The sequence below is a fragment of the Enterobacter sp. 3U4 genome, assembly GCF_057224565.1.
Genome location: NZ_CP136665.1, coordinates 574103 through 590139, shown reverse-complemented (window position 1 = coordinate 590139; position 16037 = coordinate 574103). Strand labels below are relative to the sequence as shown.

13 protein-coding genes are annotated in these 16037 nt (G+C 57.6%); 5 read left to right on the top strand and 8 right to left on the bottom strand.

Annotated elements, in window-relative coordinates:
- Positions 1-44 precede the first annotated feature (44 nt).
- The gene (gene aegA / locus RVY89_RS02825; protein ID WP_484826833.1) at positions 45-2021 is read right to left on the bottom strand and encodes a formate-dependent uric acid utilization protein AegA; all 1977 of its coding nucleotides are present in this window, start codon (positions 2019-2021) and stop codon (positions 45-47) included.
- Positions 2022-2172: 151 nt separating this feature from the next.
- Here aegA and narQ point away from each other — a divergent pair, with 151 nt between their 5' ends.
- Together narQ and acrD are read left to right on the top strand one after the other, a co-directional pair.
- Entirely contained in the window at positions 2173-3867 is a 1695-nt protein-coding gene (narQ, locus tag RVY89_RS02820; RefSeq protein WP_484826832.1) for a nitrate/nitrite two-component system sensor histidine kinase NarQ, read from the top strand.
- A gap of 142 nt (positions 3868-4009) precedes the next feature.
- Positions 4010-7123, top strand: coding sequence for a multidrug efflux RND transporter permease AcrD (acrD, locus tag RVY89_RS02815; protein WP_484826831.1), 3114 nt, complete (start codon positions 4010-4012; stop codon positions 7121-7123).
- A 109-nt stretch (positions 7124-7232) separates the two neighbouring features.
- On the opposite strand, the gene ypfM is transcribed toward acrD, so the two are convergent.
- The gene (gene ypfM / locus RVY89_RS02810) at positions 7233-7292 is read right to left on the bottom strand and encodes a protein YpfM (RefSeq protein ID WP_015572204.1); all 60 of its coding nucleotides are present in this window, start codon (positions 7290-7292) and stop codon (positions 7233-7235) included.
- Between the two features lie 387 nt (positions 7293-7679).
- Between ypfM and RVY89_RS02805 the strand changes: the two genes are divergently transcribed.
- The 3 genes from RVY89_RS02805 to RVY89_RS02795 are packed head-to-tail and all read left to right on the top strand — an operon-like array spanning position 7680 to position 9390.
- Entirely contained in the window at positions 7680-8030 is a 351-nt protein-coding gene (locus RVY89_RS02805; protein ID WP_484826830.1) for an ArsC family reductase, read from the top strand.
- Positions 8031-8040: 10 nt separating this feature from the next.
- Positions 8041-9168, top strand: a complete 1128-nt coding sequence (gene dapE / locus RVY89_RS02800) for a succinyl-diaminopimelate desuccinylase (RefSeq protein ID WP_023294260.1) — start codon at positions 8041-8043, stop codon at positions 9166-9168.
- Positions 9169-9192: 24 nt separating this feature from the next.
- Positions 9193-9390, top strand: coding sequence for a YpfN family protein (locus RVY89_RS02795; protein ID WP_014171111.1), 198 nt, complete (start codon positions 9193-9195; stop codon positions 9388-9390).
- A 39-nt stretch (positions 9391-9429) separates the two neighbouring features.
- On the opposite strand, the gene ypfH is transcribed toward RVY89_RS02795, so the two are convergent.
- The 6 genes from ypfH to dapA form a co-directional block, all read right to left on the bottom strand.
- Positions 9430-10125: an esterase gene (gene ypfH, locus RVY89_RS02790; RefSeq protein ID WP_484826829.1), complete on the bottom strand. Its 696-nt coding sequence runs from the start codon at positions 10123-10125 to the stop codon at positions 9430-9432.
- Positions 10126-10198: 73 nt separating this feature from the next.
- Positions 10199-12277 carry a tRNA(Met) cytidine acetyltransferase TmcA gene (locus RVY89_RS02785; protein WP_484826828.1) on the bottom strand — a complete coding sequence of 693 codons (2079 nt, stop codon included), beginning with the start codon at positions 12275-12277 and terminating at the stop codon, positions 10199-10201.
- On the bottom strand, positions 12277-13146 hold the full coding sequence (gene ypfJ, locus RVY89_RS02780) for a KPN_02809 family neutral zinc metallopeptidase (protein ID WP_032659348.1): 870 nt from the start codon (positions 13144-13146) through the stop codon (positions 12277-12279). Before ypfJ ends, RVY89_RS02785 begins: the two co-directional genes overlap by 1 nt.
- 120 nt (positions 13147-13266) lie before the next feature.
- Positions 13267-13980, bottom strand: a complete 714-nt coding sequence (purC, locus tag RVY89_RS02775) for a phosphoribosylaminoimidazolesuccinocarboxamide synthase (RefSeq protein WP_484826827.1) — start codon at positions 13978-13980, stop codon at positions 13267-13269.
- 109 nt (positions 13981-14089) lie between these two features.
- Positions 14090-15124, bottom strand: a complete 1035-nt coding sequence (gene bamC / locus RVY89_RS02770) for an outer membrane protein assembly factor BamC (protein ID WP_395314449.1) — start codon at positions 15122-15124, stop codon at positions 14090-14092.
- 16 nt (positions 15125-15140) lie between these two features.
- On the bottom strand, positions 15141-16019 hold the full coding sequence (gene dapA, locus RVY89_RS02765; RefSeq protein WP_008501633.1) for a 4-hydroxy-tetrahydrodipicolinate synthase: 879 nt from the start codon (positions 16017-16019) through the stop codon (positions 15141-15143).
- Between the last annotated feature and the right edge of the window lie 18 nt (positions 16020-16037).

Below are 16037 nucleotides of genomic sequence, written 5' to 3'. Positions count from 1 at the left end.
TCGTCCTATACTACGCCGTGAATCCCGCTTTGTCGCCCGCCGGCTTAATGATGTTTTGGCGCGTTAACCCCAAGCCAGTCGAGTATCCCTTGCGCGGCATGACGGCCTTCCGCCATCGCGGTCACCACCAGATCCGCGCCGCGTACCGCATCGCCCCCGGCGAAGATCTGCGGGTTGGTCGTCTGGTAACGGTAACGACTCTCGACGGAGGCCACGATCCGCCCCCGGTCATCCGTTTCGACACCCTGCGCCTGCAGCCACGGCATCGCGTGCGGGTTAAAACCAAACGCCATGATGACCGCATCAGCGGCCATCACAAACTCGCTGCCCGCCACCGGAACGGGCCGACGCCGTCCCTGCGCGTCCGGCTCTCCGAGCTCGGTACGCAGCATCCGGATACCGTTGACCTTACCGTTCGGATCCAGCGTGAGCTCAACCGGCTGGACGTTAAATTCAAATGCGGCTCCCTCTTCTCTGGCATTCTTCACCTCTTTCTTCGAGCCCGGCATGTTGGCCTCATCCCGACGATAGGCGCAGATGACGTTTTCCGCTCCGTGGCGTAACGCGGTGCGGACGCAGTCCATCGCGGTGTCGCCTCCGCCCAGCACCACCACGTTCAGGCCGCGGGTGTCGATGAACGGCTCGCTGGCTGTCGCCTCCAGGCCCATAACATGCCGCGTGTTACCCACCAGGAAAGGCAGCGCGTCGTAGACCCCCGGCGCGTCTTCATGTGGGATACCCGCCTTCATCGAACGATAGGTTCCCACGCCAATAAACAGGGCGTCGTAATCGTTCTTTAACTGCGACATCGACACGTCCTGGCCCACCTCGCAGTTCAGCTCGAAGCGGATCCCCATCGCGGTAAATATCTCTCTGCGCCGAGCGAGCAGCGATTTGTCTAGCTTGAACGCCGGGATACCGAAGGTCAGCAAACCGCCGATCTCCGGATGACGGTCATAGACCGTCACGCTCACGCCGCTGCGCGCCAGCACGTCGGCGCACGCCAGCCCGGCGGGCCCCGCGCCGACGATCGCGACACGTTTATCTGACGGCGTGACGGCGGACATATCCGGCCGCCAGCCCATCGCCAGCGCGCGATCGGCGATATAGCGCTCGATGTTACCGATGGTCACGGATCCCGCCACTTCACGTATTGTGCAGGCACCCTCGCATAATCGATCCTGCGGACAGACGCGGCCGGTAATTTCAGGTAAACAGTTGGTCTGATGAGAAAGCTCGGCCGCGCCGGTGATGTCCCCCGCGCTGAGGCGCTCGATCCACTGCGGGATATGGTTATGCAGCGGGCAGGTCCATTCGCAAATGCTGTGCTCTCCGCACTTCAGGCAGCGCGACGCCTCGCGGGCGGCCTGTTCGGCCCGGAACGGCAGGTAAATTTCGTTAAAATGGCTCACGCGTTCTGCGGCAGCCAGCTTGTCGGGCTCGCCGCGTGGCGCCGTCGCCTGCATCTGCTGCAGTTTGGTGCGCGAAGCGTCTTCTCTGACGGCTTCCGCATGCCAGGGCTGCGCCTCCAGGCAGGCCGTGCGCAGGCGGCGCGATTTCGCCAGGTTATCCAGCGCGGCAGGCGTTACCAGAGAGAGGACATCCGCGGGGCAATTTTCGATACATGCCGGGCCGTGTGGACGCGTCAGACAGAGATCGCATTTATTCGCCGAGGCCTTCACGCCGCCGTTGTCGAGCGGGGTGACGATAATCTCCATCGTGCCAAACGGGCAGGCCACCACGCAGGCCTTACAGCCGATGCATTTTTGTTGATTCACCTGTACGCTGTCATCGCATTTGCTGATGGCGCCGTTCGGGCAGCTTTGCGCGCAGGGTGCATTTTCGCAATGATGACAGGTCACCGGGCGGCTCTTCTCGCCAGATCTCAGTACCGTGATACGGGGATGAAAATGGCGCTCGCTCAGGACATGCTGCTCATCGTTGTGCGCCATCACGCAGGCCACTTCGCAGGCGCGACACCCAATGCACTGCTGGCTGCTAGCCATAATAAAACGATTCATAACCACACCTGTTTTTGGTTCAATAACCTTTCTCTTTATAAGAGTATGGTATTTACGCATCACGGTGCGATCGGGCAATGTTCAAATGCCCGGAACGCCCAATTATTTCCAGTGAACCTGTGGCAGATCAATTTATTCAGAGAGCCGTTCTGTGACCGTTAAACGACCCGTTTCCGGAAGCCTTGCCTGGGCTTTCTTTTCGATCATTGCCTTATCCGTGCTGACCAGCACCGTCGCGCTGCTGACGCTGGCCAGCAGCCAGCGTGATGCCGAAGCCATTAATATCGCCGGTTCGCTGCGCATGCAGAGCTATCGTCTGGGTTATGAGATGCAGCGCAACAGCCCTTCCCTTGCTGTACATCGCGAGAGCTGGCAACAGACGCTCGGCGCGCCTGCCCTGCAGAAGCTGAACCGCTGGTACGTCCCGGACAATGTTAAAGCACGCTATCAGCAGCTGCATGTGGCCTGGCAGGAGATGGATGCGCGCATCGCCCGCGGCGACAGCGCGTGGTATCAACGCAATATCGAAGATTTTGTCGGGCGCATTGATGCCTTTGTCCTGGCCCTCCAGCACTACACCGAACATAAAATACAGACGGTCACCCTGCTCTCGCTGGCTGGCGCACTTGGGATCCTGCTGCTGACGCTGTTTACCCTGCGACGCATCCGTCGTCAGGTGGTGCTTCCGCTGAATAACCTGGTGGCGGCCAGCGAACTCATTCAGCGCGGCGAGTTTGCCACTCCTGCGCCGGATAGCGCCCTGCCGAACGAGCTGGGCCAGCTTTCGCGCGCCTTTAACCACATGTCAGCCGAGCTCGATACGCTCTACCGTTCGCTCGAAGCCTCGGTTGCGGAAAAGACGCGGCACCTGCACGAAGCCCACCAGCAGCTCGACATGCTGTTCAAGTGCTCGCAGGCGCTGAATACCGGCCAGATAGACAGCCTCTGTTTCCGGCATATCCTGCAGATTGTCCATGACTATACGCAGATGAATTATCTGGAGTTGCGCACCAGCGACGACTGGCGGCTGTGTGAAGGGACGGAGTCCGAGGGTATCCCTCTGCAAAACCTGCCCGTACTGATGCAGGACACGCTTTACGGCGAGCTGCGCTGGCAAAGCGAGGCGGACAGCGTCCCCCTCCCGCTGATGAGAAGCGTGGCGACCATGCTCGGGCGCGGGCTGTACTTTAACCAGGCGCAAAAACATTACCAGCAGCTGCTGCTGATGGAGGAGCGCGCCACCATTGCCCGCGAGCTGCACGATTCGCTGGCGCAGGTGCTGTCGTATCTGCGCATTCAGCTTGCACTGCTCAAACGCGCCGTGCCGGAGGACAATACCCCAGCGCAGGCCATTATCACCGACTTCTCCCGCGAGCTGAACAACGCCTGGCAGCAGCTGCGCGAGCTGCTGACCACCTTCCGCCTGACGCTGAACCACGCGAATTTACCCGCGGCGCTGCAGGAGTCCCTCGACGTCCTGCAGAGCCAGACGCAGGCGAAGCTGCATCTTGACTGCCGCCTCTCCTCGCTGGCGCTGGACGCGCAAAAACAGGTGCATTTGCTGCAGATCGTGCGTGAGGCGGTGTTGAACGCCATTAAGCACGCGCAGGCCAGCGAAATCGCGGTGAACTGCGTGACCGCAGCGGACGGGACGCACAGCGTCAGCATTCGCGACAACGGTATCGGGATTGGCGAAGCCAGCGAGCCGCCGGGACACTACGGGCTGAACATTATGCGCGAACGCGCGCAACGGCTTGGAGGAGTGCTGCACTTTTCACAGCCGCAAAACGGCGGTACCCTGGTCAGCGTGACGTTCCCGGCGCCTGTGCCGTTAACGGGTAAATAACGGTAAAGGGGCACGCACAGGGAAAAGCGCATGATAATTTACATTATCTCCTTTATTTCTCCACGTTTGACCTGGGCCTTACCGCTAAAGTTATGCGGGCAATAAACAATAATGACGTGCAGCAAAACGAGGTCACACTTTCATGGCGAATTTTTTCATCGATCGCCCCATTTTTGCCTGGGTGCTTGCCATCCTGTTGTGTCTGACAGGCGTCCTGGCGATTACTTCACTTCCCGTTGAGCAATACCCCGACCTGGCACCGCCGAACGTGCGCGTCACCGCAAACTATCCCGGCGCGTCCGCACAGACGCTGGAAAATACCGTGACGCAGGTTATCGAGCAGAACATGACGGGTCTGGATAACCTGATGTACATGTCCTCGCAAAGCAGCGCCACGGGACAGGCAACGGTTACCCTGAGCTTTAAGGCGGGCACCGACCCGGACGAAGCGGTGCAGCAGGTTCAAAACCAGCTGCAGTCGGCCATGCGCAAGCTGCCCCAGGCGGTGCAGAACCAGGGCGTGACCGTGCGTAAAACCGGCGATACCAACATATTGACCATCGCCTTTGTCTCGACGGATGGCTCGATGGATAAACAGGACATCGCGGACTACGTCGCCAGTAATATTCAGGATCCCATCAGCCGGATTAACGGCGTCGGGGATATCGACGCTTACGGCTCACAGTACTCCATGCGTATCTGGCTCGATCCCAACAAGCTGAACAGCTACCAGATGACGGCAACCGACGTGACGGATGCCATAAAAGCCCAGAACGCCCAGATTGCCGTGGGGCAACTGGGGGGAACGCCTTCCGTTGATAAGCAAGCCCTGAACGCCACCATTAATTCACAATCCCTGCTGCAGACGCCGGACCAGTTCCGCAACATCACCCTGCGCGTGAATCAGGACGGGTCGGAAGTGCGTCTGGGCGATGTCGCCACGGTGGAAATGGGGGCGGAGAAATACGACTACCTGAGCCGCTTTAACGGCAATCAGGCCTCCGGTCTGGGGATTAAACTGGCCTCCGGCGCGAACGAAATGGCGACGGCGAAACTGGTGCTGGACCGCCTGGACGAGCTGTCGCAGTATTTCCCGCACGGGCTGGAGTACAAAGTTGCCTATGAAACCACCTCCTTCGTAAAAGCATCGATTGAGGACGTGGTGAAGACCCTGCTGGAAGCCATCGCGCTGGTGTTCCTGGTCATGTACCTGTTCCTGCAAAACTTCCGCGCGACGCTAATCCCCACCATTGCCGTTCCGGTGGTGCTGCTGGGGACCTTTGCGGTGCTTTACGCGTTCGGGTACAGCATTAATACCCTGACGATGTTTGCGATGGTGCTGGCGATTGGCCTTCTGGTGGATGATGCCATCGTGGTAGTTGAAAACGTCGAGCGCATCATGAGCGAAGAAGGGCTCTCTCCGCGCCAGGCGACGCGCAAGTCCATGGGGCAAATTCAGGGGGCGCTGGTCGGGATTGCGATGGTGCTGTCGGCCGTCTTTATCCCGATGGCCTTCTTTGGCGGCACCACCGGGGCGATTTACCGTCAGTTCTCGATCACCATCGTCTCGGCGATGGTGCTCTCCGTGCTGGTCGCGCTGATCCTCACCCCCGCGCTGTGCGCCACTATTTTGAAACCGCTGCACAAAGGGGAGCATCACGGGCAGAAAGGCTTCTTCGGCTGGTTTAACCGGATGTTCAACCGCAATGCCGCGCGCTATGAATCTGCCGTCGGTGGTGTGCTCCATCGCAGCCTGCGCTGGATGATGATTTACGTTGTGCTGCTGGGCGGCATGGTCTGGCTGTTTATGCATCTTCCCACCTCATTCCTGCCGATGGAAGACCGGGGAATGTTCACCACCTCGGTGCAGCTTCCGAGCGGCGCAACGCAGCAGCAGACGCTGAAAGTGGTTCAGAAAGTGGAGCAGTACTTCTTCACCAAAGAGAAAGATAACGTTGTGTCGGTCTTCTCTACCGTCGGCTCCGGTCCGGGCGGGAACGGGCAGAACGTCGCCCGCATGTTTGTCCGCCTGAAGGACTGGGACGAACGCGATACCAGAACGGGAACGTCATTTGCCATCATTGAACGTGCGACAAAAGCCTTTGCGCACATCAAAGAAGCGCGCGTCTTTGCCAGCAGTCCGCCGGCGATAAGCGGGCTGGGCAGTTCCGCCGGGTTCGATATGGAGCTGCAGGATCACGCCGGTGCGGGCCACACGGCGCTGATGGCGGCACGCGATAAGCTGTTAGCGCTGGCGGGAAACGATCCCGGCCTGACCCGCGTTCGTCATAACGGCCTCGACGACAGTCCGCAGCTTCAGGTGGATATCGATCAGCGCAAGGCTCAGGCGCTGGGCGTCTCGATCAACGATATCAACGACACCCTGCAAACGGCGTGGGGGTCGAGCTATGTGAATGACTTTATGGATCGCGGCCGCGTGAAAAAAGTGTATGTCCAGTCCGCCGCGCCGTTCCGCATGCTGCCGGATGATATAAACCGCTGGTTTGTCAGGAATAACGCTGGCGGCATGGTGCCGTTCTCTGCCTTTGCGACCTCACGCTGGGAAAGCGGATCGCCACGCCTGGAGCGCTATAACGGCTATTCTGCGGTTGAAATCGTCGGGGAAGCCGCGCCGGGCGTCAGCACCGGTACCGCCATGGACACCATGGAAAAACTGGTGCAACAGCTGCCCGCCGGTTTTGGTCTGGAGTGGACGGCCATGTCTTACCAGGAGCGTCTCTCCGGGGCACAGGCTCCCGCACTTTACGCGCTCTCTCTGCTGGTGGTCTTCCTCTGCCTTGCCGCCCTGTATGAAAGCTGGTCGGTCCCGTTCTCGGTCATGCTGGTCGTCCCTCTTGGGGTTATCGGCGCGCTGCTCGCGACCTGGATGCGCGGCCTGGAGAACGATGTTTACTTCCAGGTGGGCCTGCTCACCGTCATTGGGCTATCGGCGAAAAACGCCATTCTGATCGTTGAGTTTGCCAATGAAATGAATGCCAAAGGTCACGAGCTGATGGCCGCTACGCTTCACGCCTGCCGCCAGCGCTTACGCCCGATCCTGATGACGTCGCTGGCGTTTGTCTTTGGTGTTCTGCCAATGGCAACCAGTACGGGTGCAGGCTCCAGCAGCCAGCATGCCGTCGGCACTGGGGTGATGGGCGGCATGATTTCGGCCACCATTCTGGCCATTTACTTCGTTCCGCTGTTCTTTGTGCTGGTGCGTCGCCGCTTCCCGCTAAAGGAACGGGCGGAGTAAGTAATTGAAATAAAAAAAGGCGGCTTTATCGGCCGCCTTTTTATTGTGTGATTAATTCACACTATGGTTATTTTACTTATTTTAGTGCTCTTGCAATTCTTACTGAATGTCATTTACGAAGCATACCTTCGATAAAATCTTTCCAGTTCCCCAGTTCACGTTCAATCATAACAACCTCTCTTATTATTATTCGCATTCTACAAAAACGTACCATCATTGTGAAGACTATTTAACCAATTGCTGTGATTGTACCCCACGTCCTGCGGGGATTTATGATAAATATGAACGGAGAGCCCTCAATTTTTTGTGACCGCCAGCAATATTTTGAAATAACCCTACGGACGGGTGAGTTTTATTTTATTGGCTGAGTTTATTGGGTTTTTAAAGTTTATGGACATCTATGCTTAAATGATGAAAGAATATTCAGCGTACAGATGTGAGTTGAATTAAGATGAAGCGTAAATCCAGACGATTCCTGAATGTGTTATATTCCACTTAAGGATATATCTTCGAATTTACTGAACATTTAATTATCAGAACGTCAAAAGGATTCACCATGGTTGTGATGTACGGCATTAAAAATTGCGACACCATCAAAAAAGCCCGCCGCTGGCTGGAAGCTAACGGCGTGGAGTACCGCTTCCACGATTACCGTGCCGACGGGCTTGATGCAGAATTTCTGCATAGCGCGATCGGCGAACTGGGATGGGAAGCCCTGCTGAACACCCGCGGCACCACCTGGCGTAAGCTGGACGAATCTCTGCGCGCCAGCATCGTTGACGCCGACAGCGCGGCAAAACTGATGCTCGAGATGCCGGCAATTATCAAACGCCCATTGCTCTGCGCGCCAGGGCAGCCTATGCTGCTGGGTTTCAGTGAAACCCTTTATTCCGACTTTTTTCGTTGAGGTGTAGTTTATGTCATGCCCGGTCATTGAGCTGACTCAGCAGCTTATTCGCCGTCCTTCCCTTAGCCCGGACGACGCAGGTTGTCAGGCTCTTATGATTGAACGCCTGCGCGCCATCGGTTTTACCGTTGAACGCATGGATTTTGGCGATACCCAGAACTTCTGGGCGTGGCGCGGCCAGGGCGAAACGCTGGCCTTTGCCGGGCATACTGACGTCGTTCCCGCAGGTGACGCGGACCGCTGGATTAACCCGCCGTTTGAGCCGACCATTCGCGATGGCATGCTGTTTGGTCGCGGCGCGGCAGACATGAAAGGCTCTCTGGCGGCGATGGTCGTGGCGGCAGAGCGCTTTGTGGCGCAGCATCCGAACCACAAAAATCGCCTCGCGTTTTTGATCACCTCTGACGAAGAAGCCAGCGCGCACAACGGTACCGTGAAGGTCGTTGAAGCGCTGATGGCGCGCAACGAGCGTCTCGATTACTGTCTGGTCGGCGAGCCGTCCAGCACCGAAGTGGTGGGTGACGTCGTCAAAAACGGACGCCGCGGCTCGCTGACCTGTAACCTGACCATTCACGGCGTTCAGGGCCACGTTGCTTACCCGCATCTGGCCGATAACCCGGTCCACCGCGCCGCGCCAATGCTGAGCGAGCTGGTGGCGATTGAGTGGGATAAGGGCAACGAGTTCTTCCCGCCGACCAGCATGCAGATTGCTAACGTCAAGGCCGGGACCGGCAGCAATAACGTGATCCCGGGGGATTACTTCGTCCAGTTCAACTTCCGCTTCAGCACTGAGCTGACCGATGAGATGATCAAGGCGCGCGTTATCGCCCTGCTGGAAAAATATCAGCTGCGCTACACCGTGGAGTGGTGGCTTTCCGGCCAGCCGTTCCTGACGCAGCGCGGCAAACTGGTGGATGCGGTGGTGAACGCCATCGAGCACTATAATGAAATTAAGCCACAGCTGCTGACAACGGGTGGTACCTCAGACGGACGCTTTATCGCCCGTATGGGGGCCCAGGTTGTCGAACTGGGACCAGTGAACGCAACCATTCATAAAATCAATGAGTGTGTCAATGCGGCAGATTTACAACTGCTGGCCCGTATGTATCAACGTATTATGGAGCAAATCGTCGCCTGACGAACGCTCTGAGAGGAATAGCGAATGGATTGGCTTTCAAAGTACTGGTGGATTCTGGTGTTGGTTTTTCTGGTCGGCGTACTGCTTAACGTGATTAAAGACCTTAAGCGCGTGGACCATAAAAAATTTCTCGCCAATAAACCGGATCTTCCCCCGCACCGTGATTTCAACGACAAGTGGGACGATGACGACGACTGGCCGAAGAAGGACCAGAAGAAGTAATCGATCCGATTCCCCCTCTCCATGGGAGAGGGGGAAGAATCACATAAACTCAACAATATCATCATTATCCGGCTTACCGCCGCTGAGCGCTTCATCAAAGTAGTGCTTAGGAACGGTATAGCGCAAACGATCGAGCGCGAACTGCATGCTACGGTCGTCAATGGCATGGCCCAGATCGTCAACGATATCCAGCGTCACATCCCCACCTTCGCGAATCAGCGCTTCCTGGGCGGCAACCGCATGCGAGAGCTCAATCACCCGATCTTCGCCACCGTGGATCAGGTGGATCGTGGTCTGCGTGGTCGCACTGGTCGGTAGCGTCGCAAAACGGCCGTTAAATGCGATCACCCGCGAAGCCAGACCCGGGTGCGCCTTTACGCTTTCCAGCGACATGATTGACCCCTGCGAGAAGCCGATCAGCGCGGTTGCGTCGGCACCCACGCCGCTCTGCTGCTGCCAGTAGCGGACGACGTCGATAAAGGTCGGCATGATGGCATCAATGCGCGCCTGACGGTTCTCTTCCGTCACGCCCTGAACCGAGAACCACTGGCGCCCGCTCGGGCCGCATGGCTCTACGCCACCGATGCTGACAATCAGCGCTTCGGGGAAAACGGGCGCAAACCAGCTGCCAATCTGCCCCATATTGACGGCATTATCGCCAACACCATGAAACAGAAGCAGTAACTGTTTAGCCGGTTTGTCTGGGCTTTGAACAACAAAATGGTCGTGTTTCATGGTGGTCTCCTTAATAGATGACCTGGATTCTACGCCTCCCGACGTGAATGACCATGCCACTTTACTGAAGAAGTCATTGAAAAAATTGCCATTGCAAAATGTCTTCTTTCAACTGCTGGCTGCGCGGATAGTCAAGGCTTTCAATCGCTTGCGCGGTTTCACTCCGCAACGTTGCCAGCAACGCTTTTCGCCCAACGTCTTCTGTTTTTCCTGCCATTTTCCCACGCAGGGCCGGAAGCGGCATGTCCACGGTTAACAACAGCCGCGTCAGTGCGGCAACCGAGGTTGAAAACGCCCGATGAGCAAAAGCAAACCCCGCCAGCTCCAGCCAGTCGTCATTATTAAGGGTAGCTTCCCAGCCGTCTTCTACGGGGATCTTTTCACCGTTCCAGGCCGACAGGACGCGCATATCCCGGCACAAACGCTGATGTTCCTGCTCACACAGCTGACGCCCTGCCTCACTCTGCGGCAGCAAGGCCATTGCGGTGTAGCAGCCGCTGCTGGCTTCACGATGGCTGCCCATCCGCACCAGCACAAACCCACATTGCTGCCAGAAACGCCAAAGCTCGTCGGTAAAGCCAAAGCTCACCGACAGATAATCTTCGCCGCTGGCGCCGCGAACAAGCGCCTGGCCAATCCCTTCCCGCTGACGGTGAGGATGTACGGCAATGCGGGTCACCCGTCGTCCTCTGAGCGTCGCCGCCAGCGGAGAGCCACCGTGCGCCGCCAGAGACTGCGCCACCAGGTTCCCGCGCGGACGCCGGTAACCTGCCCACACGGCGCGGCTTAGCTCAGGAGAGAGCCCGCCCTCCTCCACCAGCCAGAGCGCCCCGGCGATAACCGGGTTCGTTTCGGCAACGGCAAACTGCTGCCCGGGCGCGTCCATCATGCGGCGTAAATCGAGCGGCGAGGTGCGATAATGCGCCGCACAGAGGAGCTCGTATACGCTCGCAGCAAGCGCCCCGGCGATAACCGGGTTCGTTTCGGCAACGGCAAACTGCTGCCCGGGCGCGTCCATCATGCGGCGTAAATCGAGCGGCGAGGTGCGATAATGCGCCGCACAGAGGAGCTCGTATACGCTCGCAGCAAGCGCCGGGCGGCTTTCCCATGCCGTCGGCGTCAGAGACGTTAAATGCACCTCTCCTTCCGGGCGACGGTCGATCAGCGTGTCGTCAAACAGCAGCGCGCTGGCGACAACCCGCTCAAGCGGGCAGCCCGCCGCCCAGCGTACCGGTGTAGATAAGCTGTAGCGTCGCAGCCCGGCAAACCGACCGCAGAATTTAAGCAAGAATCCCCGGCCCGTTCCTTCATATCCCTGCACCGTGGTGGTCAACAGCACGCGAGGAAAACGGACAACTAACTTTTCCAGCAGAGGTCCGGGGATCGCAGCGGCTTCATCAACAATCAGCCAGTCTGCCTGGTGTGAAGAGGCAAGTAGCGCGTCCGGGGCCATAAAGTGAAAACGCTCTCCGGCAAAGCGGGCGATGATATCCGTCGCTCCTTTCGACGGCGCGGTAACCACGGCGCTGCCTGCAATGCGGTTTAGCAACATTCCCGCCAGGGCTGATTTTCCGCGCCCGCGCGCGGCGGTGACGGCCACGATGCCATCCGGCATTGTCTGCAGCACATCCAGGATCTCTGCCTGCTCGCGCTGCGGGGCGCCGCTGGCAGGCTGCCAGTCTGGCGCGTCGGGTAAAGGCGGAAGGGATAACGCGCGGCCCTGAAGCCAGACGATCGCGTCGGGGTCGGCGTCAATTGTCCGGCAGAAATGGTGAACAAAATGCGGCGTGGCTATCGCTTCAGCGCTGTCGCTCCAGCGCAAAGAATCGCTGTCAGGCCTGTCGGCCCAGTCAGAAAGCGACGGAACCCGCAGCACCAGGAGGCTTCCGGCGCTCAGCGTTCCGCTCAGGGCGGCAAACGCGGCGACATCAAACCCGGCGCTGGCGTCAAAAACAGCATGGCGGAACTCGCGTCCCAGCATGCCGCTGATGGCCTTTGAAGGGTGCTCGTCCAGCCAAATCCAGTCTCCGGGCAAGGCGTCACGCAGGGCAACCGCCTGGGTTAACGTCCACTGCGCCTCACCGCTGAGCACCACCAGCCGACGATGGCCGGTGCGCTCAAGCTCGCGTATCAGCTGTTCAAACGCCAGCATTACATCGCTTTGCCGAAGGTATTACACTGCGCCGGATCGCCGCTGTCGAAACCGCGTTTGAACCAGCTGTAGCGCTGCTGTGAGGTACCGTGAGTGAAGCTGTCCGGCACGACGCGCCCCTGGCTCTGCTGCTGAAGACGGTCGTCACCGATAGCCTGAGCGGCATTTAACGCCTCCTCAAGATCGCCGGATTCCAGAACGCCCTGCTGCTGCATGCTGTGGCCCCAGACGCCCGCGAAGCAGTCCGCCTGCAGCTCCATTTTGACGGACAGCCGGTTAACTTCCGCCTGCGAGGCATTTTGCTGCAGCTGGCGTACTTTTGGCTCAATCCCCAGCAGCTTTTGCACGTGATGGCCGACTTCATGCGCGATCACGTAGCCCTGGGCAAAATCACCGTCAGCGCCAAGCTTGCGTTTCATGTCATCGTAAAAAGAGAGATCGATATAGACGGTGCCGTCTGCCGGGCAGTAGAACGGCCCCATCACAGATTGCCCGGTACCGCATCCGGTGCGGGTTGCACCCCGGTACATCACCAGCTTCGGCTGCTGGTAGGTACGCCCCATCTTCTCGAACAGCTGACCCCAGGTGTCTTCTGTTGTGGCGAGAATAACGGAGGTAAATTTGGCCGCTTCATCTTCATTCGGGCTGATGGAGCGCTGAGAATGCTCCTGCTGTTGCAGCGGCTGACCGGTCATCAACCCGGTGAGATCGACGCCGTAATACCCCGCGACTAAAACCACAATCAGCAGGATGATACCGCCCTTGCCGCTGGGTAAGCGGAAGCCTGGCCCACCCATAGAAGGACCGCCGCCGCCATCACTGCGTCTGTCTTCTACATTGTCACTTTCACGACGCCCTTGCCAGCGCATAACCACCTCGAACTATTCCATTAATAATAGCTATGATCGTAGGCGGTTAACGGCAAGATTACCATAGGAAACAAAGGTAAGACGCCAAAGGATGGGAACATCCTTTGGCAAGTGAGGGAGTTAGTCGAGCTTAACGCCTAAACGGTGAGCAACCGCTTCGTACGCTTCAATCAGGCCACCCAGGCTCTGACGGAAACGGTCTTTGTCCATTTTATCCAGGGTTTCTTTATCCCACAGGCGGCTACCGTCCGGTGAGAACTCATCGCCCAGCACCACTTCGCCTTTGAACAGACCAAACTCCAGCTTGAAGTCGACGAGGATCAGGCCCGCGTCATCAAACACTTTTTTCAGCACGTCGTTAGCTTTGTAGGTCAGCTCTTTCATGCGCGCCAGGTTCTCTTTGTTCACCCAGCCGAAGGTTTCGCAGTAGGATTCGTTGACCATCGGGTCGTGCATGGCATCGTTTTTCAGGAACAGGTCGAACAGCGGTGGATTCAGTTCGATGCCTTCTTCAATGCCCAGACGCTTCACCAGGGAGCCCGCCGCACGGTTACGAATAACGCACTCAACCGGAACCATATCCAGTTTTTTCACCAGACATTCCGTATCGGACAGCAACGCTTCCATCTGGGTCGGGATACCCGCTTCGGCCAGTTTGGTCATAATGAAGTGGTTGAACTTGTTGTTCACCATGCCTTTACGATCGAACTGCTCAATGCGTGCGCCATCCCCTGCTGACGTATCATTGCGGAACTCGAGCACCAACAGATCCGGGTTTTCCGTGCTGTATACGGTTTTCGCTTTGCCACGATACAACTCAGCTTGCTTCTGCATCTTCATTACTCCTGGTGTGATGATTTGTGTTCAAAACTGGGGATATTATGCCACGCACACGTTTGCGTAGCACGAAAATAAAAAGGGCTGGATTCACCAGCCCTCGTATTTATTTGCTGAATGCTGCCTGGAAGACAGCGACCAGCGCATCGTTCTGCGACTGGGTCAGCGTGTGACCTTTTGGATCGATAAACTGCAGACTGCTGCGGTTATCAAGGTCGCCTACCTGAATCTTGTAGTCACCGGAGGCAAGCTGAGGATCTTTCGCGCCCAGTTCCTGCCATGCGCTGTCGGAGAGCGGCTTATACGTTGCCGTCATGCTGCCGGTCGAACGCGTGCTGTCGGTCACTTTCATGCCCACTTTTTCAAGCGTCGCTGGCAGACGTTGCCAGGTCTGGTTAAACGGTGCACGCACCACCAGCATTGGCAGGCCGGTATCATCCGCGCCGCTCTGGACATCGAAGGTCACACCGTTGCGGCTCTGCGCAGCGTTAGCGGCATCGGTCGCGGTCTTATCCAGACCCGCGGCAATCACGTTCAGCATTTCGGTGCTGTAACGCTGCAGGGACGAGGCATCCGCAACGGGTTTACCCGCCTGCTCCAGGTTCAACAGCTTAACGTTAACCGCCTGCTGGTAACCCTGTGGTTTTACGGAGACTTGATAACGACCGCGGTACTGCTGATCTTCATCCAGACGGTTCCATTCGATCCAGTCGGTGGTTAACGTCTGGCTGGCGTCATCGCGTTTATCGATGGTGTAGTTCTTCGACTGAATGACGCTGACAACCTGCGGCCACAGATTGCTACCGCGCGCGCTCTCAACCATCAGAGACGCGGTATCACCGGTGAACTGGGTACGCGCCCCGTTGACCAGCGCCAGAGGCTGTGCTGGCGGACGAATATCAAGCGCTTTACCGACCAGGCCGCTGCCGTTGGTCACGGGAATATTATAATCGCCGTTCTGAATCGGCAGGATCATACCAGCCGGTGCGTGAAGTTCAGCAAGCGGGGTCGCATCCAGATAGGATTCATCACCGCTCACCTGGCGCTTGTAGCGCGAGTCTGAACTACAGGCAGCGAGCAGCATAACAAGCGAAACACTCGCAACCTTCGCCAGGCGCGACTTCTGTACTGAATAAGCCATCAAATCTCCCTAAACTCTACAGCAAACCGGCATGCTTCAGCGCCGCCCTGACGATGTCACGACCGTGGTCGGTAATCGGTGTCATTGGCAGACGCAGCGTGTCGGTTGCTACAAGCCCCAACTCCTTACATGCCCATTTCACTGGGATCGGATTGGGTTCGACAAATAATTTATTGTGCAGCGGCATCAGACGCTGATTTATGACACGCGCTTCATCAAAGTGACCGGCCGCGGCCAGTTTGCACATTTCAGCCATGTCGCGCGCCGCAACGTTTGCCGTTACGGAGATCACGCCATGACCACCGAGCTGCATAAAGTCCAGCGCGGTCGCATCATCACCGCTCAACAGGATAAAGTCGTCTGAAACCAGCTCTTTGATCTGATGAACGCGGCTTAAGTTCCCTGTCGCCTCTTTAATACCGATAATATTTTTTACTTCCGAGAGACGGCCAACGGTTTCCGGCAGCATATCGCAACCGGTACGGGACGGCACATTATACAGAATTTGTGGCAAGTCAGTATGTTCAGCGATGGCTTTGAAGTGCTGGAACAAACCTTCCTGAGTTGGACGGTTGTAATAAGGGGTCACCGTCAGACAGCCAACGATGCCGCTGTCGTTAAAACGTTTGGTCAGGCTGATCGCTTCTGCGGTGGCATTCGCGCCTGTGCCCGCGATGACCGGAATACGTCCGTCAGCCAGTTCCAGGGTCAGCATCACTACATCGCCGTGCTCGTCGTGGCTCAGCGTTGCGGATTCACCGGTAGTCCCTACCGAAACGATCGCCGAGGTTCCATTGGCGACATGGTAATCAATCAGCTTCTTCATGCTTGACCGGCAGACATTACCTTTTTCATCCATCGGTGTTACAAGCGCGACAATACTTCCCGTGAACATGAGCCATCCTCTGTGCGA

Coding starts and splice junctions, on each gene's coding strand:
- aegA (WP_484826833.1), bottom strand. CDS start 2,021: ATGAATCGTTTTATTATGGCTAGCAGCCAGCAGTGCATTGGGTGTCGC.
- acrD (WP_484826831.1), top strand. CDS start 4,010: ATGGCGAATTTTTTCATCGATCGCCCCATTTTTGCCTGGGTGCTTGCC.
- RVY89_RS02805 (WP_484826830.1), top strand. CDS start 7,680: ATGGTTGTGATGTACGGCATTAAAAATTGCGACACCATCAAAAAAGCC.
- dapE (WP_023294260.1), top strand. CDS start 8,041: ATGTCATGCCCGGTCATTGAGCTGACTCAGCAGCTTATTCGCCGTCCT.
- RVY89_RS02795 (WP_014171111.1), top strand. CDS start 9,193: ATGGATTGGCTTTCAAAGTACTGGTGGATTCTGGTGTTGGTTTTTCTG.
- ypfH (WP_484826829.1), bottom strand. CDS start 10,125: ATGAAACACGACCATTTTGTTGTTCAAAGCCCAGACAAACCGGCTAAA.
- RVY89_RS02785 (WP_484826828.1), bottom strand. CDS start 12,277: ATGCTGGCGTTTGAACAGCTGATACGCGAGCTTGAGCGCACCGGCCAT.
- ypfJ (WP_032659348.1), bottom strand. CDS start 13,146: ATGCGCTGGCAAGGGCGTCGTGAAAGTGACAATGTAGAAGACAGACGC.
- purC (WP_484826827.1), bottom strand. CDS start 13,980: ATGCAGAAGCAAGCTGAGTTGTATCGTGGCAAAGCGAAAACCGTATAC.
- bamC (WP_395314449.1), bottom strand. CDS start 15,124: ATGGCTTATTCAGTACAGAAGTCGCGCCTGGCGAAGGTTGCGAGTGTT.
- dapA (WP_008501633.1), bottom strand. CDS start 16,019: ATGTTCACGGGAAGTATTGTCGCGCTTGTAACACCGATGGATGAAAAA.